Source organism: Nocardia sp. NPDC049526 (genome assembly GCF_044465765.1).
Lineage (GTDB): Bacteria > Actinomycetota > Actinomycetes > Mycobacteriales > Mycobacteriaceae > Nocardia.
Genome location: NZ_JBITMA010000001.1, coordinates 156,085 through 180,343 on the forward strand (window position 1 = coordinate 156,085; position 24,259 = coordinate 180,343).

Genomic DNA, 24,259 nt, shown 5'->3' on the forward strand with positions numbered 1-24,259 from the left:
CCGGGTACCGGTGGCGGATTCGTCGGTGACGGCTGAACGACACTGAGCAGCTGCGATGCCAGCGGTTTTGCGGGCCGCTCGGTGCGAACCCGATGGCTCACCGGATCGGCGTCGGGCTCAGGTTGTCCTCGGCTGATACTGCAATTTTCAGCGTTCTGCTGAATCCGGAGCTGTGGCACCGGCTTCGGCGAAAGCTCGGGCGTAGCGGGTCCCTGCCAGGAGCAGGAGGACGCCGACTACCAGGAAGGCTGCTACTCGGACCAGGCCATCGAGGGTGGCCAGATCGAAGAGGAACAGTTTGGCCAGGGCGGCTGCGGTGACGAGCAATCCAGAGCCGAGTGCCAGTTTGGCGACGGCGGCCGAGCGGGACAGGTTGCGCAGGCCGAAGAACAGCGCAGCCGTGGCGGCGGCCATCCACAGGATGGTGGCGGCGCTGTGGCCGATGATGAAACCGTCGGCGCTGCCGGTCGCGATGCCGATCGAGACCGCCGCGGCGGTTACCGCATACAAGCCCGCGATGCTCGCGACGACGAACAGCGTCGACTCGTCGGTTCCGCCCTTCGCCATGCCGGGGAGTCTTCGGGCGCACCAGACGCCCACGGCGAAGACTGCGAGCGCAAGGACAGCTCCCAGAGCGGTCGCGACCCCCAGGCGGAGGTGTGCAAGCCGTTGTGTCGCAAGCGCTTCCGGAGCCACGATGGTGAAGTACACTACCGAGCCGACCAGTGTGAATGCCGCGCCGATGGCGGCGGTAATGCGGGAGCGCCGCTGCCCGGCCAACCCGAGGTAGCAGAGCGCCACCAGGTACAGCGCGATCGGCAGGGTCTGCGGTCGTGTCACGCCGACACACGCTTCGAGCAGCGCGAACGAACCGGCGATCGCGGAGACGAATGCGATCGAACCCGGAATCTGTACCCGCTCACGCAATTTCGGCACCATGGGCAATGCCGACACGGCCAACAGGACTGCCGCATAAACGGCCGCGACCAAGCTGGCCGAGTTCCGCTCGAACATTGCGGGGGCTACCAAGAGCGGAACCGTCGAAAGCGCGAAGCTCAGCACGGCGACGATATCGCCGGGTCGCCTGCGTACCACCAGAACACCGCCGACCAAGCCGATCGCCGCAATCGCCAGCGCGGCGGTGAGCAGCCAGTACACCCGGCCCTGCGCCGGATCGTCGGCGACGGCGACGGCAATGGCGAGCAAGGTCGCCAAAGTCACGGGCACCGTGCGCACCACATGCAGGAACGGCCAATCGCGAACCAATTGCACCGGCACACAGGTCAACTGCAACACGATCAGGAATGCGAACAGCACCAGTTCCGAAGTGACGAACGGCGACAACAACGCCGCACCCGCGACCACGAGCACCGCAAGCGGCTGCGACTGCCACCGCATCGCCAAACCGACCCCACCCGCCGCAACACCGAGCGCCACTGCGAGCCCGGCCACCGGATGCAACCACTCGTAGATCGCCGTCACCGCGACCATATCCAGATACGCCCCGGCAATACCGGTGGCAGCCAGAGAAATTCCACCGACCCGACCACCGGCCCGTCCGAACACCCGCACCCCGGCCCCCACCAGCGCCGCCGAGAACACCGCCCCGGCGACAACTCTCGGCACCGGCCCGAAGAACCCGGCCTGCGCGGCGAGCACCAACAGCATCACCACCCCGATCAGCGTCACCCCCACCCCGGCCACCGCCAGGACCCGGCTGATCATCCCCTCCTGCTGCCACCACGGCGTCTTCGGCGCACTCCGCCCCGGCGGACGCGGCGGCACCCCCGGCGGAACCGCCCCACCTCCCGGCCCCCGCATCATCGTCGGCACAAACCCGCCGGGCATACCCGAGGGCCCCGGCACCCCACCCGGTCCCGCAGCCCACCCGGACATCCCGACACCGCCCGGTGCGCCATACCCAGGTACCGGCCGCGCCCATCCCGAAGGTAGGGCCGGCGGCATCGGAATCCGCCCCACCCCGCCCGGAACTGGTGCCGACGGCACCGCACCCGCCATCGGCGCGCCAGGTACCGCCCCCGCGGCGGTTACCCCCGCCGCCGGCATGGCGGGAGCGCCCGCAACATCGGCAGAAGCTGACTGCTGTGGCGCCGTACCTCCGGTCGACTCCTGCGAAACCGCAGATGCCGCAACCGAATCGGCGACAACCTGCGCTCGTAACAGATCCAGATCTCGGCCGAGGACGCCCATCTGCGTTCCCAACGCAGCGAACTCCCCGGACAACCGCGAAATCAGCGCGGGATCGATAGACGTAGTCATATCCCAATGCTGATTTCCCGAGCCCACCGGAACATGAGTAGAAACCACTGGTACTCATCCGGGATCTACTCGAATTCCAGCTGCGCGCCCGAGTCACCCAGCACAAAGATGCCTACCGCCGCAGCGCTCCAACGGATTACCGTCAACAGCTTCGCCAAGCCGCCGTAGTCATTCGGATTGGTCGTGAACAATCGCCAGGTCACCCTTGCCGATCAACCCCCGCCCGGTCGTGGCAGGGCGGGGGTCGGCGCTGACTACAGGGTGTGGGAGCGCATGTTGGTGACCTGGTAGACCGCATTGATCACCGCGGAGCGGGGTGGCATGCGCAGGACGCCGGGGGTTGGTTCGCCTGCCCAGTGCCAGCCGAGTTGGGAGTCGGTGGTGGGGAGCAGGACGTGGCGGCCAGGGGGGATGACGGTCACGTAATGTCCGGCCAGGCAGCGGCGCACACTGATCTCGACCGGGGTGGCCGGGCTCGGCGGCGCGACGAGGAAGGTCCAGGTGCGTTCGCCGGGTTCGGCCACCACCGGGGCCGTGTAGGTCCGGTCCAGCGTGGCCAGGACCTTGCGGCCGAGATCCGGTGGCATCATCAGGGCACCGAGGATGGATCCGGTGGTGATCGTCGGGCGACCGGCCAGCAGTTGGACCGGCAGTCCGTACCGATGTCGCAGCATGTGCGCGATTTCGTGGGGCGAGTGACAGCGCTCGAACATGGCCTACCCCTCCCCACGTCCGCAGACCGGGCAGCCCCCGCTACGTAGCGGACCGTGCTGTTCGCGCACGCGCTGGGTGTGGCGCGCGGATCGACTGGTCTGGACACCCGGCTCGAACGCGCGATCGGCGCGGAGAGCTCGCACGGTGGTATTCGGCATGGTGATCATTGCCGCCGCCCTTTGCATTCTCAAAGTTGCAGAAAGGCAAAGGTATTCCAACCACGCAGGAACGAGTCGTACGTAATGTCCCACTTCGGGTGAGCGCGATCACTTAACGTCGTACCCTGAAACAAGGATGTAACAAAGGACTTGGCTAAATGGACGATTCGTCGATCGGCGTGCGGATAAGGCTGTTCCGCGGAAAGGCGCTCACGCAGCGCCAACTCGCCGACCAAGCCGGTGTCAGCGTGGATCTGGTGCGCAAACTGGAACAGGGTGGCCGCCAGACCGCGTCTATCGCCAGTCTGCAAAAACTCGCGCGCGCACTGGATGTCGACATCTCCGACCTGGTGGGCAAGCGACACGGCATCCCCTCCGGCAATCCCGATGCCGGTATCGTCGCGATCCGACGCGCACTGACCCCGGTCGACGATCTGCTCGGCGAGATCCCGGATGAGGATGCGATCGGCCTCGACGAGGGCGGTCGCGCAGTCGATTACGCGTGGGGCGCCTACTGGACCGGCCACTACGAACTGCTGACCTCTATCCTGCCAACCGGACTCACCCAGCTGCGGGCAACTGTGCACGCCGCCCGCAACGGCGCGGTCGCATCCGCGAATGAACTACTCGCACGGATGTATTGGGTCACCGGCTGCACCCTGGTCCATCTCGGGCAGACCGATCCGGCGTTCCTCGCGATCCGGCAGGCACTTGCCGCCGCCGAGCTCGGCAACGATCCGCTGCTGCTGGCCACTATTCGCGGCTCGGTCGCCTGGCAGCTGCTGGTGCAGGGCCGTTATGACGAGTCGCGCAAGGTCGCGCTGCGGGCGGCGGCGGATCTGGAGCCCGAGGGTGACGCAGCTCCGGCACACCTGTCCGCGTACGGATCGCTGGTCCTGCAGGGCGCAACCGCGGCCGGTCGATCGCAGGACGTTCCCGAAGCGTTGTCGCTGGTCCAAGCGGCGGGTGAGGTCGCGCTGCGCCTCGGCGTCGATCGTCACGATTACGAAACCTATTTCGGCCCTTCACAAGTCGTCATGCAGACGGTCGATGTGAATATCAGCTCCGAACGCTATCCGGAGGCGCTGACCGCCGCGCAGGACATGCCCGCGAATTGCGGTCTGCCCCAAGCCTCCCGCGCCCGCCACCTCACCGATACGGCCGTCGCCCTGACCCGCACCGGCCAGCACAAGCGCGCCCTCGCCGCCCTGCTCGATGCCGAACGCGTCGGCGGCGCCGACTGGATCAAATACCAGTCCCTGCCCCGGCACATCGTCTCCGAACTACTGGACCACGACCGCCGAGTCCCGTTGCGCGCCTTCGCCCGCCGCATCGGCGTCAACACCTGATCGGCGTCGAGATCCGCTCGATAACGGCAGTTCAGCCTCAGCCGCGGGTGCTTTCCGCATCGCCGCGGGCGCCGTCGGCGAGTTGCGCCTCAGCGGCCACCGCGTGTGCAGCGAAGACCTGGCCGCTGTACCGAGCAATTGCGCCTCACTCATCGGACTCACGCGATCCGCGCTGCTGGACCGCCGAACACACCGAATCCGCACTGCCCGCAACAGCTCCCCGCAATGCGCCTGCACCGTTCGAGCTGCCCGGCGACCGACCTCCCCGAGTCGGTCCGCGCTAGCTTCCCATCAACTTGCGCCACTGGGCGCGCAAAGAGTGTTTGGCGGTTATCGAGCCGAAGCGGATTCGGCCTTGTACGACGATGTGGAGTGGGCCGAGGGGTGGGCCGGTGCGGACTTTGTTGTTGACGCTGGAGCCGATCAGGTCGACGGCGTTGAGGTCGACGGTGGCCTCGGCGGGGACGATCAGGGTCAGTGAGCTGAGGTAGTCGTCGACGTGCACCTCGACGACCTGGGTCGACATGATCGCCTCGGTGAAATCGAGGGTGACGCCGGAGAGCCAGTTGTTCAGATGCAGTGCGGGCGCGACCTGCCAGGGACCGCGGCGATTGACCCCGGACAGGCGGCTGCGGATCACATTCCCCGGCGTGACCTGCGACGGGACCGACGGCGGCGGTGAGACCCGCTTCGTGAAGGCGGGCGAGGAATTCACGAATGTCGAGGGCGGCGCGGCGGGCTGGCCGACGAGTCGCACACCGGGCAGGTCGACAAGCACGGCATTCAGTTCACCGCGGGTCTTGGCGGCCAGCGCGGTATCCATTCGCTCGGTGAACTCCCCGAGGGAGAGCATGCCGAGCCCGACGGCGCGCTGGAGCAGTTGACCGACATGTTCGCGTTCGGCATCGGAAACACGCAGCTCACGACCGCCGACCACGTCACCGGAGCCGTCACCGTTGGATACCGATTCGGGGCCACCCATGAATCCGAGATTACCGAGCCCAGCACCCACCACGCATCAGGGCAATCCCCGATTCCCCACTCCCATTGGCCCCGATCCCACCGATTTCCGCACAGATGCAGACCGTTTCCCACACATCACACAAGTGCATCGGCGAGCCAAACCCCGCACATCACCACGATCCACCGGACACCCTGCTCCACCCCCACCGACTTCCGCACACACCCGGACCGTTCCCCACACATCAGACAAGTGCGTCAGCCAGCCAAACCCCGCACATCACCACGATCCACCGGACACCCTGCTCCACCCCCACCGACTTCCGCACACACCCGAACCGTCCCCCACACATCACACAAGTACGTCAGCCAGCCAAACCCCGCACATCACCTGAGCCACTGGGGACTCCATTGCACCACCGGCACGAAGACGACCCCGTGGCGGAGGAAGAACCCACACACCAGGTACACCGGCCCACTGCCGGGCCCCGTGTACAGGTGTCCACTAGCGAGACGGGGTGCCCGGTGGAGCACGGCGAATGTCTCCTACTGCGCCGCCCGACACATGGACCCCGCAGGATGATCGGGCCGCGATGAAACCTCTGGGGACCGAAACCGCCGCGCAGGAGCCCGAGAACCGTTGCGCCACCTAAACGAGAACCATTGCGCGCCTGCTCGAGAACCCGTTGCCGTCACCTGCTCGAGAACCCGTTGCGGGCACGTATTCGAGAACCGTTGCGCACCTGCTAGAGAACCCTTGCGTACCTACTCGAGCCCCTGCTCGATCGCATAGCGAGTCAGTTCAACCCGGTTGGCCAACTGCAACTTCCGCAAGGTCGCCTGCACATGGTTCTCCACGGTTCGATGGCTGAGCCCGAGCCGCGACGCAATCTGCTTGGCGGACAAGCCTTTCGCAACCATCCGCAATACTTCGGTCTCCCGCTCGGTGAGCGCGGGCCGATGCGGTTCATCCGGTTCGACCGGCGCGGTCGCCATCCGCCGATACTCACCGAGCACCAGCCCGGCCAGCCCCGGCGTGAACACCGGTTGCCCAGCCGCTGTGGCCCGCACCGCCTCGATCAACTCGCTCGCGGACGCACTCTTGACCAGATAGCCCGAGGCCCCCGCCTTGATCGCATCCAGCACATCATCGCGCTCGGCCGATGCCGACAACACGAGCACCCGGCTCTCCGGCGATACCCGCAGTACCTCCGCAGTCGCCTGGGCCCCATTCCCATCGGGCAACTGCATATCCATCAACACCACTGCGGGCCGCACCGCCGCCGCCCGCCGAGTAGCCGACCCCACCCCATCCGCCGTCGCGGCAACCACGAACCCCGCCTCGGCCAGATCACGGGAAACCCCATCCCGCCACATCGGATGGTCGTCGACCACCATCACTGAAATCGCCTCAGCCGCATCATCGCTGGTCACACCGTCCTCCTACGCGCTCGGGCTCCTGGGCAGCTCGGGGCAATCGATGACCGGACCGCCTCGGCCACATCATCACTGGTCACCACGCACTCCTCCGCGCGCGGACACCTGGGCAGCCAGGGGCCATCGATGACCGGACCGCCTCGGCCACATCATCACTGGTCACCACGCACTCCTCCGCGCGCTCGAGCACCTGGGGGCAAGAATCGCTTCGGCCGCACTACCACTGGTCACAGTGTCCTCCTCCACGCTCGAACGCCCGGAGACACCGACTCCGGCCAGCGCAGCCGCGGGTGCGTTCACGCGGCAGCGTCCGCACGCCGGTCGCTATTCACGACAAAACCTGCGCCGGCAAGAGTCGTCGCGCAAGCACTCACGCCACACCTCCCGAACGCGGCACCCGTAACTCCCACTCGGTACCGAAGCCAACCCCACCAGCCTCCTCGGTCAGCAATACCGCCGTTCCCCCCAATGTCTCGATACGACCGATAATGGATCGCGAAACCCCCATGCGCCCCTCGGCTTCCGCCTCTTCCAAGCGCCCCGGCGCAATCCCGACACCGTCATCGCGCACGCTGATGATCAGCTCGTCGCCGGTATCCTCCAGCAGCACATAAGCTTTCGCATCCGGCCCCGCATGCAGCGCGACATTGGACAGCGCGTTCGCCACCGCCGCCGCGATCTCCCCCGCCATCCAACGCCCGACCCGCACCGGCTCACCCGGCGTCGATACGAACACCGATGGCGTCGCATGTACGGTCAGCAGCGGCCGCAGATCGACATCCGCACCACCGGTATCCCTGTGCCTACCCTGCTCGGAAATCAAAACCCGCAGCGCCACTTCCTGTTCCGCGGCCCGCAGCGCCAATTCCTCGGTGGGACCGCCGATCTCGTTACCGCGCCGCTTGATGTAGCTGAGCACCTGCAGCACGCCGTCGTGCACCTCACGGGCCAGCCGCTCCCTTTCCTCGGCCGCCGCAGTCAACCGAACGGCCCGTTCCAGCTGCCCCTGCGCCCGACGCGCGGTGTTGGCCGCCAGTCCGAGCGCCAGCCCGATGGAGACGAGCACCGGCGCGGTCGCATCGGCCCACACATCCTGGCCCCACTGCTCGCGGACCGTCACGATCAACGCCGCTATCAGAAGCCCGGAGAGCACACCGGCGAGCGGCCCGCGCAGAATCGCCGCGGAGACAACGGCATTGGCGACCCACAGCGTGGTCGGCAGCGTCTGATGCCCGTGGTACCAGCCGTAATCGGCGACCAACCGGGTCGAAGCGATCAATGCGATCACCACCACGTGATCACCGATCACCACCCACGACCGCAGCCGCGCGACATCGGGAAAGTGCCACTGCGACAACATGAATGCCGACGCACCGGACCACATCGCCATCACGGCGATCAGTACCCAGCTCAGCTGCTGATTCTGGTAGTACTGCACCGAGGCGATCTGCTGACCGACCGCATAGAGCAGCGTGACCAGCCGCAATGCCTGCACGGCACGCCACAGCGGCGCGGTCGCCGCATCGTCCGCGCTCAGCTCGGCTGCGCCGACCTCAGTCGGACCCGGCCGAGTCATCCGACCGGTCCTCCCGGTGCATCTCCTTGGTCAGCACCGCATCCACATCGAACCGGCCGGGCTCCGGTTCATCCGGCTCCACCGCAAATCGACCCCCGTCACCGGTGTGCAGTTCCTCGAACGCCTCCTCCGGACTCTCCGACAGCAGCGACCGAATCGCGGTATTCATCACCGCGACGAACGGAACCGCCAACAGAGCGCCCGCGATCCCGCCGAGCACGAGGCCCGCGGCAATGGCCAGCACCACCGCGAGCGGATGGATGCTCACCGCCCGACCGAGCAGCAATGGTTGCAGCACATGGCTTTCCAGCTGCATCACCGCGATGATGATGCCGAGCACGATCACCGCGGTCACCCAGCCCTTGGTCACCAATGCGATGAATACCGCGATGGTCCCGGCCAGGAATGCACCGACGATCGGGATGAACGCGCTGATGAACACCAGCGATGCCAACGGCAATGCCAGCGGCACCCCGAGAATCGCTAGACCGGCACCGATGCCGATGGCATCGACGAGCGCCACCACCACCGTCGCGCGGACGAATCCGACCAGCGTGCCGAAGCCGAGTTGCCCTGCGGTGCGCACCTTTTCCCGATGCGGGGTCGGCACGATCCGGGTGATGAAGTGCCAGATCTGATCGCCGCCGTAAAGGAAGAAGATGAGAATGAACAGGGTCAGGAACGCGCCGGTGAGAACATGCCCGATCACCGTCGCGGTGGTCAATGCCCCGCTGGTCAGACCTTCCCTGTTCGATTGGATCGTTTTGACGATCGTGTCGCCCGCATTCCGAATCTGCTCATTGCTCAGATGCAGCGGACCATTGATCAGCCAGTCCTGAACCTCGTGGACGCTGTGGGTGATTTCGTCGGACAGCTGCGGTACGCCCTCGATGAACTGCTCGATGACGAAGGTCATGATTCCCGCGACCACCCCGAGCGATCCGACCAGCGCGACGAAGACCCCCACCGACCTCGGCACCCCGAGCCGCTGCATCCAATCCACCAGCGGCGCCAGCAATGCGGCGGCCAGCAGGCCGATGGCGAGCGGTATCACCACCGTCGCCAATTTCTGCACGACCATCGTGATCGCGATCAGCGCGGCGAACATCACCAGCAGCCGCCACGCCCACTCGGCGGAAACTCGGACGAACGGATGTACAGAATCAGCAGCCGACCGCGCAGCAGTGGCTTTTCCGAGAGCACTAACCTTCTGGTCGGTCACCTCCGCGAGCCTAATGGCCGCAGAGCGCCGCGGACATGCTCGGATGAGCTGAACGCTAGATTGGTGATCGTGTCAGCGCCCTTGGAAGCAAGTCCAGCCACAGTACCTACATGGCTGGACGCGCGCCCCCTGGGGAAAACATGACTGCTGGACGCGACCCTTTGGAAGCGGTCAAACAGACCATGCGAACGCGCTGGCCGCTGTACCTGACATCGATGCTGTTGGCCAATGCTTTCGGCGCGGTCCTGGTGTGGGCGTTCATCCAATATGGACTCCCGGTTCCCGAAGGTGAGGCGGCCGGTGCGCGACGCACCGGCCTGGTGATTCCCGGCCTGGTTTTCACCACCGGTGGTTTGCTGAGCCTGGCCGCTTCGGCGCTGATGCTGCGTCCGGTCATGCGCTGGCAGATGCGCGGTGGGCCGCCGAGCCACCAAGAGCAGATGGCCGCACTGCACGCGCCGCTGCGTCAGGCGATCCTGCATCTGGTGCTGTGGTTGATCGGCGGCGCCATTCTGGCGGCCACCATCATCGTGGACGCACCGGAGCTGGCGGGCGCGGTCATCGTCACCGAATGTATGGCCGCGACGATCGTCTTCGGATTCACCTACATGCTCGGCGAACGGATTCTGCGCCCGGTCGCCGCGCAGGCCCTCACCGAGGGCTCGTTCGACCACACGCTGACACCGGGTGTCGGTACCAGGATGGGAATGACCTGGGGCATGGGCACCTTCGCGCCCACCATCGCCATCGTGCTGCTGTGCGTCACCCAGATCTCGTCGGACGTGAAGTTCTCCGCGCAGTCGCTGGCCATCTCCATTCTGCTGCTGTGCGGCGTGGTGATCATGCAGGCGCTGGCGCTGTCGATGCTGACCGGATCGAGCATCTCCGACCCGGTGCGCCAGCTCAGCCAGGCCATCGACCGGGTGCAGGAAGGCGCCCGCGACGTGCAGGTCGAGGTGTTCGACGGCAGCGAGATCGGACTGCTGCAGGTCGGCTTCAACCGCATGATGGAAGAGGCCGCCAAGCGCCGCCAGCTGCAGGAACTCTTCGGCCAGCATGTCGGCGAGGAGGTGGCGCAGCGCGCACTCGACTACGGCACCGAACTCGGCGGCGAGACCCGATTCGTGGCCGTGCTGTTCGTCGATATGGTCGGGTCCACCGCAACCGCCGCGGAGCGACCGCCGACCGAGGTGGTCAGCCTGCTCAACGAGTTCTTCCGCATCGTGGTCGACGTCATCGACCGGCATCACGGCTTCGTCAACAAGTTCGTCGGCGACGCCGCACTGGCGATCTTCGGCGCCCCGCTGGACCGCCCGGACGCACCGACCGCCGCCCTGGCCGCCGCCCGTGAACTACGCGAAGTCCTGCGCGAGGTGCCCGGACTCGATATCGGCATCGGAGTTTCGGCGGGCTTGGCCGTCGCCGGAAATATCGGCGCCGCAAACCGTTTCGAATACACCGTGATCGGCGATCCGGTGAACGAGGCATCACGCCTGACCGAACTGGCCAAGGATCAACCCGGCCGCGTACTCGCCTCGGGCAGCGCGCTGTATTTCGCCGATGAAAGCGAGCAGGACTTTTGGCTGACGGGCGAGGAAGTCCAGCTGCGCGGGCGGCGACGAAAGACCAGGTTGGCCTGGCCGAAGGATGGCGCCGTGCGAGCTGGTTTTTTCGAGCGACCTGCAAGCAGTCGCTAGCGGCCGGGCCCGGAGGAGGCAGCCTCCGTAACCACGGAGGGCCTCGGAAGCACCGCCGATTAGATACTGGCTCCGCACGTCGATGCAGACAGCGAAACAGTCGGTTCGTTAGGCTGACCGCGTGACGGCCAATGGGGAACTAGCCGGCGAGCCTGCGCCGCAGCCGTCCGACGACCCCGATAGACCGGCGAAACGTGGTCGCCGGAGCAAATTCTGGTGGGTCAAGTGGGTCGCAGGCATCGCCCTACTGGCATTGCTGATCGGCGAGGGTTACTACCTCTGGCCACGATTACACGATTCCTGGAATAACCTCACCGAAATTCATTGGGGCTGGGTCGCCGCCTGTATCTGGTTGCAGGCACTGTCGATGAGTGGATTCAGCCGGGTGCAGAAGCAACTGCTGCATGCCGGCGGTGTCGAGGTTCGTCAGCACAAATCCGCCGCCGTCGTCTACGGCGCCACCGCCATGTCGGTGACGCTGCCTGCCGGACAGGTGTTCTCCACCGCTTTCACTTATCGCCAGACCCGCCGGTGGGGTGCGAATCCGATTGTCGCCTCCTGGCAGTTGGTGATGTCCGGTGTGATCGCGACCGCCGGACTGGCACTGCTCGGCGTCGGCGGTGCGCTGCTGGTCGGCGACCGGGTCGGGCCGTTCAAGCTCATACTGTCGCTGACCGGTGTGGTCGCACTGGTGTGGGCGGGCAACCACCTGTCGAAGAATCCGGGCGCGCTGGAGGCCGTGCTGCGCCGCGGGCTCGCGCTGCTCAACCGGATCCGCAAACGCCCCGCCAAGCAGGGCATGAACAAGATCGCCGATATGCTCTCGCAGCTGGAATCGGTGGATCTCGGCAAGCGCGACGGGGCCATGGTCGCGGGTTGGGCGCTGGTGCACCGCTTCGCCGATGTGGCCTGTCTCGGCGCCGCCTGCTACGCGATCGGTGCCGATCCGAAGCCGGCCGGTCTGCTGATCGCATTCGCCGTGGGTAAGGCCGTCGGCTCGATCCCGTTTGCACCCGGCGGCATCGTGTACGTCGACGCCACCCTCATCTACGGCCTGACCGCCGGTGCGGCCCTGCCCGCCTCCCAGGCCGTCGCCGCCGCCTTCGTCTACCGCCTGGTGAGCTTCGTCCTGGTCGCGATCATCGGCTGGATCGTCTTCGCCTTCCTCTTCCGCACTCCGCAGGCCGATGACGCCGAATTCGAGAAGGAGTTCGAACAGCGCCGCACGCTGTAATTTTGGCCGCGCCTGCGGCGCGGCGGGTTCGCGGCCCCCTGGTGTCTCGCGTCCGAGTCGTCGAGACTCGCGACTTCGTCGCATGCGCTTCGACGACTCGGACGCGAAACGGGCCACGAACTCCTCGCTCGTAAGACTCGCTCCGTCGGGGTCACCGATAGCGGATCGCTCGGCCACCGATGCACACGCCACGGATGGTCGAGTCCGACGTCTGTTGCGCATGCGCTTCGACGACTCGGACGCGAAACGGGCCACGAACTCCTCGCTCGTAAGACTCGCTCCGTCGGGGTCACCGATAGCGGATCGTCCGGCCACCGATGCACACGCCACGGATGGTCGAGTCCGACGTCTGTTGCGCATGCGCTTCGACGACTCGGACGCGAAACGGGCCACGAACTCCTCGCTCGTAAGACTCACTCCGTTGGGGTCACCGATAGCGGATCGTCCGGCCAGCGATGCACACGCCACGGATGGTCGAGTCCGACGTCTGTTGCGCATGCGCTTCGACGACTCGGACGCGAAACGGGCCACGAACTCCTCGCTCGTAAGACTCACTCCGCGCTGATCGCCGATGACGGATCACTCGGCGCCTGACGGGCACGCGCCGGGCGGGCGGGCCGGAGACTTCGTCGCATGCGCTTCGACGACCCGGACGCGAGACGGGCCGCGAACAGGTCGCTCGTAAGACTCGCTCCGCGCGAGTCGAGTAAGTCCGGGACGTGACCAGCAGGTGTGCCGTCCCACGGCTGATTGGTGCACTACTACGCTGGCCCGGGTGAGAAAACTGGTGCCGTTGGCGGTGGACGCACTTCTAGTGATCTTGTTCTGCGCGATCGGGCGGCGCAGCCATGAGGAGGCGGTACTCGCCGGACTGCTGAAGACGGTGTGGCCGTTCGCGATCGGGCTCGCGATCGGCTGGTTGCTTGCGGTCGCCGTGCCCGGCCGTGCATCCGGCGAAAAGCGAGCGGCGCAATTCGACGGAACCGCCTTGTGGCCCACCGGAGTTCTGGTCTGGCTCGGCACCCTGTGCGGCGGCATGCTGCTGCGCGTGATCAGCGGTCAGGGCACGGCATTCAGTTTCATCATCGTCGCGGCGTGTGTGCTCGCACTGTTCCTGCTCGGCTGGCGCGCGGCCATCAAAGCCATCAACTGATCACGGCTCAGGGGTGGCCAGGGATTGGAACAACCTCGCCGCCATCCGCGCGGTCGCGTCGCCGCTGTCAGCGTCATTGATGTGAATCGCGAAGGCCAGATCCCCGGCATTCGCGATGAGCCAACCGTCATTGCCCGCAGTTGCGATGAATCCGATGACATCGCGGTAGGGCCGCAGCGGCGCGAACTCCGGTCGGCCCGCGCCGTCGCGCAACATCGCGCGCAGCCGATCGGTGAGTTGCGGTGACATCTCGGGGACCTGTGCGTCCGTGGCGCTCGGGTGTCCGGCCTCGATCATCGGCGGCGGCACCTGCCCGCGTGCGATGGCGGCCGCGGCGATCGCCATGCCGAATGGGCTGGCCAGCACCGCATCCGTACCGCCGCCCTGGCGCACCTGCTCGGCACTGCGCCCCGCGACCGCGACCCGGCCGGTGACCTCGTCCAATCCCGGCACCTTGTAATCGACGCCGACACCGAGGTTCGGCGCGGATTCGGCCGCATCCTGCACCGAGACATCCTGTGGTGCCTTGTTCTTCAGCACCGCGGCGACATTGCGGAACAGATCGATATTGGTGCCGACCGGATAGAGCCCGGTGAACGCGACCGAACCGTGCTCACTGGCCTGCGTATTCTGCGCGACCGCGACGACCGCGCCGCTGGACGGCTGGATCGCCACGATCGAGGCGGGCGTCCCGACGCTCACCACGGCATCCTCGGCGGCGCGCTGCAGGCGCTGATCCATGGTGGCCGCGATATCCGGACCGGGCGGGCCCTGGTAACCGGCGATCTGGCCGACGAAACGTCCGTCCTGTTCGAAAATCTGCACACCCCAACCGGAGTGCAGATCCTGGCCGTCCTGCCACACCTTGCGCAGCGCGTCCAGCATCGGCGACCAGGTCCGGCGGTCGGCGGAGATCAGCCGCGGCTGCTTCTCCATGACCACGCCGGGCACCCTGGCCAGCGCGGATTCCAGGATCGCGAAATCGGGTTCGCGCAGATTCACCGCGATGATCGGCTTGCCCTGTGAGGTCGACAGCTGCTGCATCAGCGACGGTCCGGTGATCAGCGGCGCGACCGGTGCGATGGCCTTGGCCAGCGCATCGGTCGAGGCCACCGGATCGGTCGTCTTGGCGGGATCGAGTTTGACCACATTGATGACCTGCTCGGTCATCAGCGCATCGCCGACGATGTCCTTGACCCGCGGCGGCGGGGTCGGCGTGGTGCGCACGAGCCGGACCGTCCGGTTGTGGTCCAGCTGCGGCATGACGACGGCGGGATCCCAGGAGATGCGCCAGCCGATCGCCAACTTCCGCACGTTGCCCTGCAGGCTGTATCGCCAGGTCTTGTTCTCGCCGAAGTTCCAGGCGACGTCCATGCTGAACAGGCCCGCCTCACGGTCCAGGCCGATGAATTGGGTTTTCTGGTAGTCGACCTTGCCCGGCTGCAATCCGGCGAACATCTGTTTCAGCGTTGCGGATGCGGCCGTGGGATAAGAGGTGAGCTCCGCGGCCTTTGTATAGTTCTGCTCGTCGAGCAGTGCGGTGAAGCGATCGACGACGTACTCGGCTTCATTGCGCTTCGCGTCGGAACCACACGCCCCGATCGCGATAGCCAGCGCCACCACCCCCGAGAGTGCGATTGCGCCCCGGACGCGATAGCGGCGGGATCCCCACACATCCATGTCGCCCACTCTTTACTCTTGTCACTCCAGTAACAAGACCACCGTACCTGAAATTAGCTGCCCGCCGCGCCGCGCCAGCCGGACGTTACCCATGCTCAGTATCTCCAATTGTTCCCGAAGCTTGTGCTTCGGTTGGTCGATCATGGACGTCCCCCGGTCCCATTGCGACACCCGGCGCCGCAACCGTACCGGCCGGAACACGAACTTGTCAGAAAACGGCCCACGTCGGCGTTTCGGCGGCCCGCGTTGGCGTTTCGATCGTGCAGGGCCTCGTTGACCAGCACACACCTTTATCTGGCGTACCCGCACGGGCGGTGGCCGAAACCGTTCGCACAGAGCAGAACCACTCGCGCAGTTTGCGACGTAATCTTGTAATCAATGAAATACAGGCACCACAGTAAGTAGGTGAATCCCAATGAGGCATGAGCATCGGGGACGGGGCTTCGGACGACCGGGCGGCTGGCAGCAGGCCGATCTACCGGATCCCGCGGACGCTCCGGACTGGTTCGCCGGAAGGTTGCCGAGCGACTGGTTCGCCGGGCCGCCCGTCATCGAAATCGACCGGGACGAGATCGTGGTTATCGGCGAGCTCCCGGCCCCGGTATCGGAAAAGGAAGACACTCCCGCCGAGGAGGTCCCGGCCGCGACGAAGGAGGGCGCGGTCGCCCGCTTCCGCGAGACCACCCGTCCGGCCCGCATGCAGATCGCGAACGAGGCCCAGCGCCGCTACGGCCGCAGCGTCGCGTGGGGCGTCTCGGTGGACGGCGAACGAATCATGTTCACGCACTTGGCGGTTCCGGTTATGACGCGACTGCGGCAGCCGGAGCGCAAGGTGCTCGACACGCTCGTCGATTCCGGTGTGGCGCGCTCGCGCGCGGATGCGCTGGCTTGGACGGTGAAGTTGGCGGGCAAACATGCCGAGGCCTGGCTCGAGGAGTTGCGCACCGCCATGCGGAAAGTCGACGACCTGCGATCGGAAGGTCCGCAGGGACTCTGAACAGGGCGGGCTAGTGTCTAAGCCATGTCGACACCTGGCCCGATCCTGGTTCTCAACGGCCCGAACCTCAATATGCTCGGCACCCGCCAGCCGGAGGTCTACGGGTCGGCCACGCTCGACGATGTCGTCCAATTGTGCCGACAGACCGCCGCCCGGTACGGCCGCGAGATCGATGCGTTCCAATCGAATTCCGAAGGAGCGCTGATCGATCGGATCCACCGGGCGCGCGGCGTCGAATCGGGCATTGTCATCAATCCCGGTGGGCTCACGCATACTTCGGTCGCGCTGCATGATGCGCTGGTGATTCCGGAACTCCCGATCGTCGAGGTGCACATCAGCAATGTGCATGCGCGCGAGGAGTTCCGGCACCACTCCTACATCTCCCCCATCGCCACCGCGGTGGTGGCCGGGATGGGGATTCAGGGTTATGCCGCGGCCATCGAATTCCTGATCCATCGCTAGCGACTGCTTGCAGGTCGCTCGAAAGGGTCGGCTAGCGACTGCTTGCAGGTCGCTCGAAAGGATCGGCCGACCGGATCGGCTTGTCGCACTAGGCGAGTCGGAAGACCGGGAAGCCCGGGGCGATCTCGGCCAGCTCCGCATCGGTGGCGTCCTTGGTGACACCTTCGAAGAATTTGCCGACCTCCCAGCCCCACTTCTGCAGGTAGAGGCGAAGCAGCGGCACCTTGTCCTCGTCGGCCACTTCGGTTGCCGTGAACACCTCGACCTTGCGGCCCAGCCGCAGCTCACCGTCGCCCGCGACGCGCAGATTCCGCACCCACTGGGTGTGGCCGCGCGGCGCGACCAGGTACCGCGTGCCATCGGTATCGGTCATCAGATTGACCATGGTGGTGCGCCATTCGCCACTCTTACGTCCGCGCACAGCCAACAGCCGCGACCCCATAACGCTGATGCCGAGGCGAGGCAGCCAGTTGGCAATCTTGTTCATGATCGGGTCCATGCCGGTGGGGCCGAGGTAGCGGGTGTTGGCGTCCATTTCCTACTCCTTTGTGAGCACTGCTCTCTGTTGAGATCAGTGTTCCACACCGGCTCGCGCCAAGTCAAGAGCACTGCTCTCTTTTCTTTGGACGCCCACCGAGCACCTGCTCACCGGCCACGATGTCGCGATCAATGGACGCTGGATCCTCCCGGAAAGGCCGGGTTCAGCTGCAGCAGTTGGGGTCCAGAACCAGGCACAGCGCTGCCAGGGCGTCGCGTAGTGCGCGGTGGTAGGTGTTCATGCCGCGGCGTTCGGTCTCGACCAGGCCCGCTTTTCTCAGCTGGCCGAGATGGTGGCTGGTCGTGGATTCAGCCAGTCCGATCGCCTGGGCGAGATCACCGGTGTTCTCCGCACCGGCAGGGCTGGTGAGCAGCAGGGACAGCAGTTTGACGCGGACGGGTTCGGCTATGGCCTTGAGCCGCAATGCGATTTCCAGCGCGGCAGCATCGTCGATCGGTGCGGCGGCAACGGGGGCGCAGCAGACGGGAGCGGACATGTCGATCACGGGCAGTGCCTTGGGCATGCAATCAACTCTAACCACCTTATTGACATATGTCGAAAAGGTGGTGCAGACTCGACCTCGTCAGCTTTTCGATATATGTCTCACAAGTGGAGGTAGGTTCTCATGTCCCGCATTCAGCTCGCCCTCAAAGTCGACGACCTCGATCAGGCGGTGCAGTTCTACTCGACCCTGTTCAATGCCGAACCCGCCAAGCGCAAGCCGGGTTACGCGAACTTCGCCATCGCCGAGCCACCGGTCAAGCTCGTGTTGATCGAGCATCCCGGCCATGGTGGCGGCCTCGATCACCTCGGCGTCGAGGTGGAATCCAGCGATCAGGTGCACGCCGAGATTGCGCGCCTGTCGACGGCGGGACTGTTCACCGAGGAGCAGATCGCGACCACCTGTTGCTTCGCCACCCAGGACAAGGTGTGGGTCACCGCCCCGGATGCCGAACGCTGGGAGGTCTACACCGTGCTCGCCGATAGCGAAACCTTCGGCACCGCACCGCAACTCGCCACCGGCGAAAAGATCGATGACGAGCAGGCGGTGTCGGTGTGCTGCGGCACCGCCGAGAATGCTGCCGCCGAGGGGGCGTGCTGCGCCGGCGACGCCAAGAAGGACGCCGTCACCTCCGGCGCATCCTGCTGCAACTAACCGTTCGCGGGTTCGTTCATCCGTTGTTCGTTTGCCCTCGGATTCGATAACCATCAATATCGATGCGTGTCGAATCGAGAGCTCCCGCTGACCGACGTGACCTCACCCGCGTGTGAGGTCACGCCCATGGCTCGGCAACCCGTGACCGCGCAGACCGCCGCCGACCTGGCGGCGGTGTTCAAGGCGTTGTCGGATCCGGTCCGGCTGCGCCTGCTGTCGGTGGTGGCCGGCCATACCGGCCAGCAAGCCTGCGTGTGCGATGTGTCCGAGGGATTCGACGTCTCCCAGCCCACCATCTCCCACCACCTGAAGGTGCTGCGGGAAGCGGGGCTGCTGTCGAGCGAACGGCGCGGATCGTGGGTTTACTACCGCGTCGAACCCGCCGCCCTGCACCAACTTTCGCGGTTTCTGGACGTCATGCTGCCCGAGGCGCTCGCTCGATGAGTGCGCTGCCGCGGCGGCTGCTGGCCGAGTTCGTCGGGACCGCGCTGCTGGTGTGCGCGGTCGTCGGTTCCGGTATCGCCGCCCAACAGCTCTCGCCGCACGACAGCGGCGTGCAGCTACTGGAGAACTCGACCGCGACCGTTTTCGGGCTCGGGGTTTTGATTCTGATGCTCGGCCCGGTCTCCGGAGCACATTTCAATCCCGTTGTCTCAGTCGCGGATTGGTGGGCCGGACGCCGCCGTGGTACCGGACTCACCGCTACCGACCTCGCCGCCTACATCGGCGCGCAGGTCCTCGGCGGGACGGCCGGAGCGGTACTGGCCAACATCATGTTCGACCAGCGTGCCGTCCAGATCTCCACCCATCACCGTGTTACCACCGGGCACTTGGTCGCAGAGGTGGTGGCCACGGCCGGGCTGATCGCGGTCATCTTCGCCCTGGCCCGCACCGGCCGGGCCGCGATGTCGGCTGCGGCGGTGGCCGCCTACATCGGTGCTGCCTACTGGTTCACCAGCTCCACTTCCTTCGCCAACCCGGCTGTCACGATCAGCCGGAGCTTCTCCGACACCTTCGCCGGTATCGCCCCCGCCTCGGTGCCCGCGTTCATCGCTGCCCAAATCCTCGGCGCCGGTATCGGATTCGCCCTGATCGGGCTGCTCTACCCCGACCCGGCACCAGCCGAAAACATCGTCACACCGCACCCTGTCACGGGTCCCGCCTGAAAAGACACACTCCGCCGATGACATCCAAACCCAGCGTGCTGTTCGTCTGCGTACACAACGCCGGACGCTCCCAAATGGCCGCCGCATTTCTGACCCACCTCGCCGGCGACCTGGTCGAAGTCCGCTCTGCCGGATCCGCGCCCGCCGACCAGGTCAACCCTGCCGCCATCGGCGCCATGCGCGAGATCGGGATCGACATCTCCGCCGAGATCCCCAAAATCCTCACCGCCGACACCGTGCGAGGATCCGACGTCGTCATCACGATGGGCTGCGGCGACGCCTGCCCGTACTTCCCCGGCAAGCAGTACCTGGACTGGAAACTCGACGACCCCGCGGGCCGAGATATCGATGCCGTCCGCCCCATCCGCGACGACATCGAAAAACGCGTCCGCGGCCTACTCGACGAACTCGGCATCCCCGCCCAGTCTTGGACACGTACAACTAAGCCGCCGTTTTCGGCAGGGATTTCGCCGAAGGTGTGGTCGAGAACCACCGAATGAATCGGATGCGGCGGGTTCTGGTTATCCGGTGGGGATGAGGTGGTTGCGTGCGAAGGTGCGGGCGGCGTCGTCGGTGTCGAGGGGGAAGATGCTGTCGGGGATGAGGAGCAGGGTGAGCGAGAGGCGGGCGGCGATTTCGGCGGCGGCGGCGGGGTCGATGTCGCCGACGTGCGCCCTTCGGAACCACCACCGAGAATGTGGAGATGACATCCGCGCCCCGGGTGGTGCTCGCCCCGGACAAATTCAAGGGCTCGCTGACCGCTCCCGCGGTCGCGGCCGCCTTGGCCACGGGCATCATGCGCGCCTGTCCGGATGCCGAGATCCGACAGGTGCCGGTCGCGGATGGCGGTGACGGAACCGTCGACGCATTCGTGGCCGCGGGTTGGGAGCGGATCGAGGTCGATGCGCCCGGACCAACCGGCGCGCCCGGCACCGCCGCCTATGCGGTACACCGAACCACGGCCGTGATCGAACTGGCCGCAGCGGTCGGACTGACGAAACTGGCAGGGGGACAACCTGATCCGCTCGGAGCTGATACCTATGGACTCGGCGTCGTCATCGCACATGCGCTGAATCGAGGGGTAACCGATATCGTGCTCGGCTTGGGCGGCAGCGCCTCCTCCGACGGTGGGGCGGGCATGCTGCGGGCCCTCGGTGCGCGAATCCTCGATGCCGATGGCGCTGAACTATCCACAGGCGGAGCGACTTTGGCGCGTGCCGCGCGATTGGATCGCACCGGATTGCATCCGCGGATCGCGGCGGCCACCTTCACCCTGGCCTGCGATGTCGACAACCCGCTACTCGGCCCAACCGGGGCAGTCGCGGTATACGCGCCACAGAAGGGTGCGACACCGTCGGATCTGTCCATTCTCGAAGCGGCGCTGACTAATTGGGCCACGATTGTCGCGCCGGAATTCGCGCAGGCCCCCGGCGCGGGTGCGGCAGGCGGCACCGGATTCGGCGCACTCGCGGTGCTCGGCGCGCAGGTCCGCAGCGGCATCGAGGTCGTACTCGAACTCCTCGATTTCCCAGTACTTCTCGACCGAGCCACCCTGGTCGTCACCGGTGAGGGCGCCCTCGATACCCAGAGCCTGCACGGCAAGGCCCCGATCGGTGTCTGCGAGGCGGCGCGCAAGGCGGGCGTCCCGGTGGTGGCCGCCGTCGGCCGAACGCAATTGACGCCCAACGAGATCCGAGCGGCAGGCTTCACCGCCTGCTACGCCCTTGCCGATCTGGAACCGGACCCTGCCCGCTCCATCGCCGATGCGGCACAGCTACTCACTCGTGTCGGCGAACAAATAGGTGCCGACAACCTATGAGATGAATCAGGGTCGAACGATGATCACGGCGAGCGCGGCGGCCACCAGGAAGCTGAGCCCGCCGACGATGACATCGGCGTGCAGTCCGGCCACGAGTCCACTCCCCGCGACCAGCGTGCCGGCCAGTGCCACTCCGATCGCGCTGCCGGTCTGGCGAGCGACGTTGAATACCGCCGACGCCGCTCCGCCGAGTTCGGCAGGTGCCTCCTCCATAATCGACGAGGTAGCCGCGGGCATGGTGAAACCGGTCCCGAACCCGGTGAGCACCATCGGCCCGACCAGCGCCGAGTAGTTCGAATCCTGGCCGGCCAGTAACCAACTCAGCAGCCCGATCCCGCCGATTACCAGCCCGAATGCCATCGGCAGATATGGCCCGGTGCGTGCGGCGAACCAGCCGCTGAGTGGCGATGAGATCATCGGCATCATCGCCATCGGCAGCATGGCCACTCCGATCATCAACGCGCTGAAATGCTGTATCCGCTGGAAGTACAGCGGCACGACGAACAGCAGCCCGTAGAACCCCAGATTGAGCAGCACGCCGATAACCGCCGATGCGCAGAATCGTTGACCGCCGAACAGTTCCAGTGGCAGCATCGGCGCCCGCGACCGGCGCTCGAGCAGTAGGAAAACCGGCAGCGCGAGCATGAACAGGCCGATGCCACCCAGCACCACCGGCGACGACCAGCCCCGCGCGCCGGCCTCGATCAGTGCCGTGACCAGCCCGCCGAGGCACAGCGCACCGGTGACCTGAGCCGGTAAGTCCAGCCCGGTCCGGTTACCGCCCGATGCTGGTGCGGGCACGTACCTCGTCGTCAGCAGGAAACCGAGCATGCCGAACGGAATATTGAGGAAGAACACCCACCGCCAGCCGACCGTGAACACCAGCACACCGCCGAGTACCGGACCGGCACCGGCGGCGATCCCCGCGACCATGCCCCACACTCCGAATGCCCGCGCCCGTGACCCGCGGTCGGGATAGGCATTGCGCAGCAAGGCGAGCGATGCCGGGACCATCAGCGCCGCGCCGGCACCCTGCACCAGCCGGGCGCCGATCAGCGCACCGGCGGACGGCGCGAGCCCGCACACGACGGAGGCGGCCGTGAATACGACCAGCCCGGTCAGGAACACCGATTTTCCGCCGAGCCGATCATTGAGTCCACCGCAGAACAGCAGCAACCCGGCGAACGTCAGCGTGTAGCCATCGACGACCCATTGCAGAGCATTCAGCCCGGCACGCAGGTCGGTGCCGACCGCCGGAATCGCCACCGCAACCACGGTGACGTCCAGGATGACCAGGAAGTATCCGAGGCAAATCGCGCCGAGTGGCAGCCAGCCGGGTTTCGCGTCGGACGCGTTCGATTGCCGCATGGTGACCGTCATGAGGCCAGTCTCGCGCGGGATTACTACGGTGATCGCCGAAGTGTCGTCGTCATAACCTGGTGGCATGTGGAATAACGCAACCGAGACCGATATCGCCGAGGTCGCATCGGCCATCGGGGATCCGTCACGGACCAAGGTGCTGCGCGCGCTCGCCGACGGCGGGGTGCTGCCGGCCAGCGCACTGGCCGCGGAGGCGGGCGTAAGCCTGTCCACGATCAGCGCTCACCTGACTCGGCTACGCGAGGCGAAGCTGCTCACCGTCGAGCATGACGGCCGGCACCGCTACTACCGCCTCGCCAGCAGCGATGTGGCACGGGCGCTGGAGGAACTGGCCAGGATTGCGCGACCACTGCCGGTCCGATCACTGCGCGATGGCGTGCGCGCGCAGGCACTGCTGCGTGCCCGACTGTGCTACGACCATCTCGCCGGTCGGCTCGGCGTCGCGTTACTGGCCGCGCTGGTGGACCGCGGTGTTCTCGCCAACACCGCCGGCGCCTACCGGATCACCCCGACCGGACTCGACGAACTGGGAGCATTCGGCATCGACGTCGCGGAGTTCTCCCGACGCCGACCGGCGATCCGGTACTGCGTTGATTGGGGCGAGAACCGTCACCACCTCGCCGGTGCGCTCGGCGCGGCCATAGCGAATCGGCTATTCGAGCTGGCGTGGCTGCGCAGGGGCCGCGCCCGACGAGTGGTCCAACTCACCGAGGCGGGCCGCACCGGCTTGCACACGACCTTCGGTGTCCCGCTGGACTGGGACGATCCGTCCGGCGCGGCGAATCACCCGGCCCGGCTGGAGAACTAGCCCGCTGCGGCGAGCAGATTGCCGAGGAGTTCGTCGCGGTGCTTATCGCCCCAGGCTTCGAGCGGGCGCAGGGCGATTTCGAGTTCTTCGCCGAGCGGCGTAAGCGAGTATTCGACGCGCGGCGGGACTTCGGGGAAGACCTCGCGATGCACCACACCGCTGGCCTCCAGGTGCCGCAGATTCTCCGCGAGCACCTTCTCGCTGACGCCGGTGAGCAGCTTACGTATCCGACCGAAGCGCTGCGGGCCCGCGGCGAGCACCCACATCAGGTGCAGCTTCCATTTACCGCCGACGACGTCGATCGCCACCGACATGCCGCACACATCGTGATCCGCGTCACTGCTCATGCCCACCGCACTCCTTCTGACCTGAATTCGAACCTCGACGTAAGCAACCACACCTGAACGTTCGGTCTTCCCGACGCTACCTGCGACAACGACCATGGATCTCGGCCGCAGCGACTGCTTGCAGGT

Annotated in this window: 23 protein-coding genes and 1 pseudogene; 12 read left to right on the forward strand and 12 right to left on the reverse strand. The window is 66.2% G+C overall.

Annotated features, from left to right (window positions below):
• Positions 1-147 precede the first annotated feature (147 nt).
• A complete protein-coding gene (locus ACIBW7_RS00585) occupies positions 148-2,280 on the reverse strand; it encodes a DUF2339 domain-containing protein (protein ID WP_397042731.1) in 2,133 nt (710 codons plus the stop codon).
• 254 nt (positions 2,281-2,534) lie between these two features.
• Entirely contained in the window at positions 2,535-2,993 is a 459-nt protein-coding gene (locus ACIBW7_RS00590; RefSeq protein ID WP_397042732.1) for a hypothetical protein, read from the reverse strand.
• Positions 2,994-3,310: 317 nt separating this feature from the next.
• Between ACIBW7_RS00590 and ACIBW7_RS00595 the strand changes: the two genes are divergently transcribed.
• Complete coding sequence (locus tag ACIBW7_RS00595; protein WP_397042734.1) at positions 3,311-4,501, forward strand: helix-turn-helix domain-containing protein; 1,191 nt, start codon at positions 3,311-3,313, stop codon at positions 4,499-4,501.
• Positions 4,502-4,781: 280 nt separating this feature from the next.
• On the opposite strand, the gene ACIBW7_RS00600 is transcribed toward ACIBW7_RS00595, so the two are convergent.
• The 4 genes from ACIBW7_RS00600 to ACIBW7_RS00615 all read right to left on the reverse strand — a co-directional run bounded on the left by ACIBW7_RS00600 (position 4,782) and on the right by ACIBW7_RS00615 (position 9,582).
• The gene (locus ACIBW7_RS00600; protein ID WP_397042736.1) at positions 4,782-5,483 is read right to left on the reverse strand and encodes a DUF1707 domain-containing protein; all 702 of its coding nucleotides are present in this window, start codon (positions 5,481-5,483) and stop codon (positions 4,782-4,784) included.
• Between the two features lie 743 nt (positions 5,484-6,226).
• Positions 6,227-6,859 (reverse strand): response regulator, encoded by a 633-nt coding sequence (locus ACIBW7_RS00605; protein WP_397044096.1) that lies wholly within the window; start codon positions 6,857-6,859, stop codon positions 6,227-6,229.
• Between the two features lie 409 nt (positions 6,860-7,268).
• Positions 7,269-8,474, reverse strand: coding sequence for a MacS family sensor histidine kinase (macS, locus tag ACIBW7_RS00610; protein ID WP_397042738.1), 1,206 nt, complete (start codon positions 8,472-8,474; stop codon positions 7,269-7,271).
• Positions 8,452-9,582, reverse strand: coding sequence for an AI-2E family transporter (locus tag ACIBW7_RS00615; protein WP_397044098.1), 1,131 nt, complete (start codon positions 9,580-9,582; stop codon positions 8,452-8,454). Before ACIBW7_RS00615 ends, macS begins: the two co-directional genes overlap by 23 nt.
• Before the next feature lie 254 nt (positions 9,583-9,836).
• On the opposite strand from ACIBW7_RS00615, the gene ACIBW7_RS00620 reads away from it, so the two are divergent.
• From ACIBW7_RS00620 to ACIBW7_RS00630, 3 genes are all read left to right on the forward strand, one after another.
• The gene (locus ACIBW7_RS00620) at positions 9,837-11,393 is read left to right on the forward strand and encodes an adenylate/guanylate cyclase domain-containing protein (protein ID WP_397042740.1); all 1,557 of its coding nucleotides are present in this window, start codon (positions 9,837-9,839) and stop codon (positions 11,391-11,393) included.
• 121 nt (positions 11,394-11,514) lie between these two features.
• Complete coding sequence (locus ACIBW7_RS00625; protein ID WP_397042742.1) at positions 11,515-12,627, forward strand: YbhN family protein; 1,113 nt, start codon at positions 11,515-11,517, stop codon at positions 12,625-12,627.
• A gap of 775 nt (positions 12,628-13,402) precedes the next feature.
• A complete protein-coding gene (locus ACIBW7_RS00630) occupies positions 13,403-13,780 on the forward strand; it encodes a DUF3054 domain-containing protein (RefSeq protein WP_397042743.1) in 378 nt (125 codons plus the stop codon).
• On the opposite strand, the gene ACIBW7_RS00635 is transcribed toward ACIBW7_RS00630, so the two are convergent.
• Positions 13,781-15,460, reverse strand: a complete 1,680-nt coding sequence (locus tag ACIBW7_RS00635; protein ID WP_397042745.1) for an NTF2-like N-terminal transpeptidase domain-containing protein — start codon at positions 15,458-15,460, stop codon at positions 13,781-13,783. It lies immediately after the preceding gene.
• A 415-nt stretch (positions 15,461-15,875) separates the two neighbouring features.
• Between ACIBW7_RS00635 and ACIBW7_RS00640 the strand changes: the two genes are divergently transcribed.
• Together ACIBW7_RS00640 and aroQ are read left to right on the forward strand one after the other, a co-directional pair.
• Positions 15,876-16,457: a hypothetical protein gene (locus tag ACIBW7_RS00640; RefSeq protein ID WP_397042747.1), complete on the forward strand. Its 582-nt coding sequence runs from the start codon at positions 15,876-15,878 to the stop codon at positions 16,455-16,457.
• Positions 16,458-16,481: 24 nt separating this feature from the next.
• Positions 16,482-16,919, forward strand: coding sequence for a type II 3-dehydroquinate dehydratase (gene aroQ / locus ACIBW7_RS00645; RefSeq protein ID WP_397042749.1), 438 nt, complete (start codon positions 16,482-16,484; stop codon positions 16,917-16,919).
• An 88-nt stretch (positions 16,920-17,007) separates the two neighbouring features.
• Here the strand turns inward: aroQ and ACIBW7_RS00650 are convergent, their stop codons facing one another.
• A complete protein-coding gene (locus ACIBW7_RS00650; RefSeq protein WP_397042751.1) occupies positions 17,008-17,454 on the reverse strand; it encodes a nitroreductase family deazaflavin-dependent oxidoreductase in 447 nt (148 codons plus the stop codon).
• 166 nt (positions 17,455-17,620) lie between these two features.
• Positions 17,621-17,980 carry an Rv2640c family ArsR-like transcriptional regulator gene (locus tag ACIBW7_RS00655; protein WP_397042752.1) on the reverse strand — a complete coding sequence of 120 codons (360 nt, stop codon included), beginning with the start codon at positions 17,978-17,980 and terminating at the stop codon, positions 17,621-17,623.
• Between the two features lie 102 nt (positions 17,981-18,082).
• Here ACIBW7_RS00655 and ACIBW7_RS00660 point away from each other — a divergent pair, with 102 nt between their 5' ends.
• The 4 genes and pseudogenes from ACIBW7_RS00660 to ACIBW7_RS00675 form a co-directional block, all read left to right on the forward strand.
• Positions 18,083-18,613 carry an ArsI/CadI family heavy metal resistance metalloenzyme gene (locus tag ACIBW7_RS00660; protein ID WP_397042754.1) on the forward strand — a complete coding sequence of 177 codons (531 nt, stop codon included), beginning with the start codon at positions 18,083-18,085 and terminating at the stop codon, positions 18,611-18,613.
• A gap of 66 nt (positions 18,614-18,679) precedes the next feature.
• A complete protein-coding gene (locus ACIBW7_RS00665) occupies positions 18,680-19,057 on the forward strand; it encodes an ArsR/SmtB family transcription factor (RefSeq protein WP_397042757.1) in 378 nt (125 codons plus the stop codon).
• Complete coding sequence (locus ACIBW7_RS00670) at positions 19,054-19,779, forward strand: aquaporin (protein WP_397042759.1); 726 nt, start codon at positions 19,054-19,056, stop codon at positions 19,777-19,779. The genes ACIBW7_RS00665 and ACIBW7_RS00670 overlap by 4 nt, the downstream gene beginning before the upstream one ends.
• Before the next feature lie 17 nt (positions 19,780-19,796).
• A pseudogene (locus ACIBW7_RS00675) lies at positions 19,797-20,204 on the forward strand (arsenate reductase ArsC); the annotation flags it as partial.
• A 96-nt stretch (positions 20,205-20,300) separates the two neighbouring features.
• On the opposite strand, the gene ACIBW7_RS00680 reads toward ACIBW7_RS00675, so the two are convergent.
• Entirely contained in the window at positions 20,301-20,489 is a 189-nt protein-coding gene (locus ACIBW7_RS00680; RefSeq protein ID WP_397042761.1) for a hypothetical protein, read from the reverse strand.
• Between ACIBW7_RS00680 and ACIBW7_RS00685 the strand changes: the two genes are divergently transcribed.
• A complete protein-coding gene (locus ACIBW7_RS00685) occupies positions 20,483-21,598 on the forward strand; it encodes a glycerate kinase (protein WP_397042763.1) in 1,116 nt (371 codons plus the stop codon). The genes ACIBW7_RS00680 and ACIBW7_RS00685 overlap by 7 nt on opposite strands.
• A gap of 6 nt (positions 21,599-21,604) precedes the next feature.
• Here ACIBW7_RS00685 and ACIBW7_RS00690 read toward each other — a convergent pair whose 3' ends face one another.
• On the reverse strand, positions 21,605-22,978 hold the full coding sequence (locus ACIBW7_RS00690; protein ID WP_397042764.1) for an MFS transporter: 1,374 nt from the start codon (positions 22,976-22,978) through the stop codon (positions 21,605-21,607).
• A 64-nt stretch (positions 22,979-23,042) separates the two neighbouring features.
• Here ACIBW7_RS00690 and ACIBW7_RS00695 point away from each other — a divergent pair, with 64 nt between their 5' ends.
• Positions 23,043-23,786, forward strand: a complete 744-nt coding sequence (locus ACIBW7_RS00695) for an ArsR/SmtB family transcription factor (RefSeq protein WP_397042766.1) — start codon at positions 23,043-23,045, stop codon at positions 23,784-23,786.
• Here ACIBW7_RS00695 and ACIBW7_RS00700 read toward each other — a convergent pair.
• Positions 23,783-24,133, reverse strand: a complete 351-nt coding sequence (locus ACIBW7_RS00700) for a helix-turn-helix domain-containing protein (protein ID WP_063045767.1) — start codon at positions 24,131-24,133, stop codon at positions 23,783-23,785. The two genes, ACIBW7_RS00695 and ACIBW7_RS00700, sit on opposite strands and share 4 nt — an antisense overlap.
• Positions 24,134-24,259 lie beyond the last annotated feature (126 nt).

Bases quoted from the DNA above. Each gene is read 5' to 3' on its own strand.
- ACIBW7_RS00615 (WP_397044098.1), bottom strand. From the start codon at position 9,582: ATGTTCGCCGCGCTGATCGCGATCACGATGGTCGTGCAGAAATTGGCG.
- ACIBW7_RS00680 (WP_397042761.1), bottom strand. From the start codon at position 20,489: ATGTCATCTCCACATTCTCGGTGGTGGTTCCGAAGGGCGCACGTCGGC.
- ACIBW7_RS00690 (WP_397042764.1), bottom strand. From the start codon at position 22,978: ATGACGGTCACCATGCGGCAATCGAACGCGTCCGACGCGAAACCCGGC.
- ACIBW7_RS00640 (WP_397042747.1), top strand. From the start codon at position 15,876: ATGAGGCATGAGCATCGGGGACGGGGCTTCGGACGACCGGGCGGCTGG.
- aroQ (WP_397042749.1), top strand. From the start codon at position 16,482: ATGTCGACACCTGGCCCGATCCTGGTTCTCAACGGCCCGAACCTCAAT.
- ACIBW7_RS00655 (WP_397042752.1), bottom strand. From the start codon at position 17,980: ATGCCCAAGGCACTGCCCGTGATCGACATGTCCGCTCCCGTCTGCTGC.
- ACIBW7_RS00590 (WP_397042732.1), bottom strand. From the start codon at position 2,993: ATGTTCGAGCGCTGTCACTCGCCCCACGAAATCGCGCACATGCTGCGA.
- ACIBW7_RS00685 (WP_397042763.1), top strand. From the start codon at position 20,483: ATGACATCCGCGCCCCGGGTGGTGCTCGCCCCGGACAAATTCAAGGGC.
- ACIBW7_RS00605 (WP_397044096.1), bottom strand. From the start codon at position 6,859: ATGGTGGTCGACGACCATCCGATGTGGCGGGATGGGGTTTCCCGTGAT.
- ACIBW7_RS00700 (WP_063045767.1), bottom strand. From the start codon at position 24,133: ATGAGCAGTGACGCGGATCACGATGTGTGCGGCATGTCGGTGGCGATC.
- ACIBW7_RS00595 (WP_397042734.1), top strand. From the start codon at position 3,311: ATGGACGATTCGTCGATCGGCGTGCGGATAAGGCTGTTCCGCGGAAAG.
- ACIBW7_RS00635 (WP_397042745.1), bottom strand. From the start codon at position 15,460: ATGGATGTGTGGGGATCCCGCCGCTATCGCGTCCGGGGCGCAATCGCA.
- ACIBW7_RS00600 (WP_397042736.1), bottom strand. From the start codon at position 5,483: ATGGGTGGCCCCGAATCGGTATCCAACGGTGACGGCTCCGGTGACGTG.
- ACIBW7_RS00660 (WP_397042754.1), top strand. From the start codon at position 18,083: ATGTCCCGCATTCAGCTCGCCCTCAAAGTCGACGACCTCGATCAGGCG.
- macS (WP_397042738.1), bottom strand. From the start codon at position 8,474: ATGACTCGGCCGGGTCCGACTGAGGTCGGCGCAGCCGAGCTGAGCGCG.
- ACIBW7_RS00650 (WP_397042751.1), bottom strand. From the start codon at position 17,454: ATGGACGCCAACACCCGCTACCTCGGCCCCACCGGCATGGACCCGATC.
- ACIBW7_RS00670 (WP_397042759.1), top strand. From the start codon at position 19,054: ATGAGTGCGCTGCCGCGGCGGCTGCTGGCCGAGTTCGTCGGGACCGCG.
- ACIBW7_RS00695 (WP_397042766.1), top strand. From the start codon at position 23,043: ATGTGGAATAACGCAACCGAGACCGATATCGCCGAGGTCGCATCGGCC.
- ACIBW7_RS00620 (WP_397042740.1), top strand. From the start codon at position 9,837: ATGACTGCTGGACGCGACCCTTTGGAAGCGGTCAAACAGACCATGCGA.
- ACIBW7_RS00585 (WP_397042731.1), bottom strand. From the start codon at position 2,280: ATGACTACGTCTATCGATCCCGCGCTGATTTCGCGGTTGTCCGGGGAG.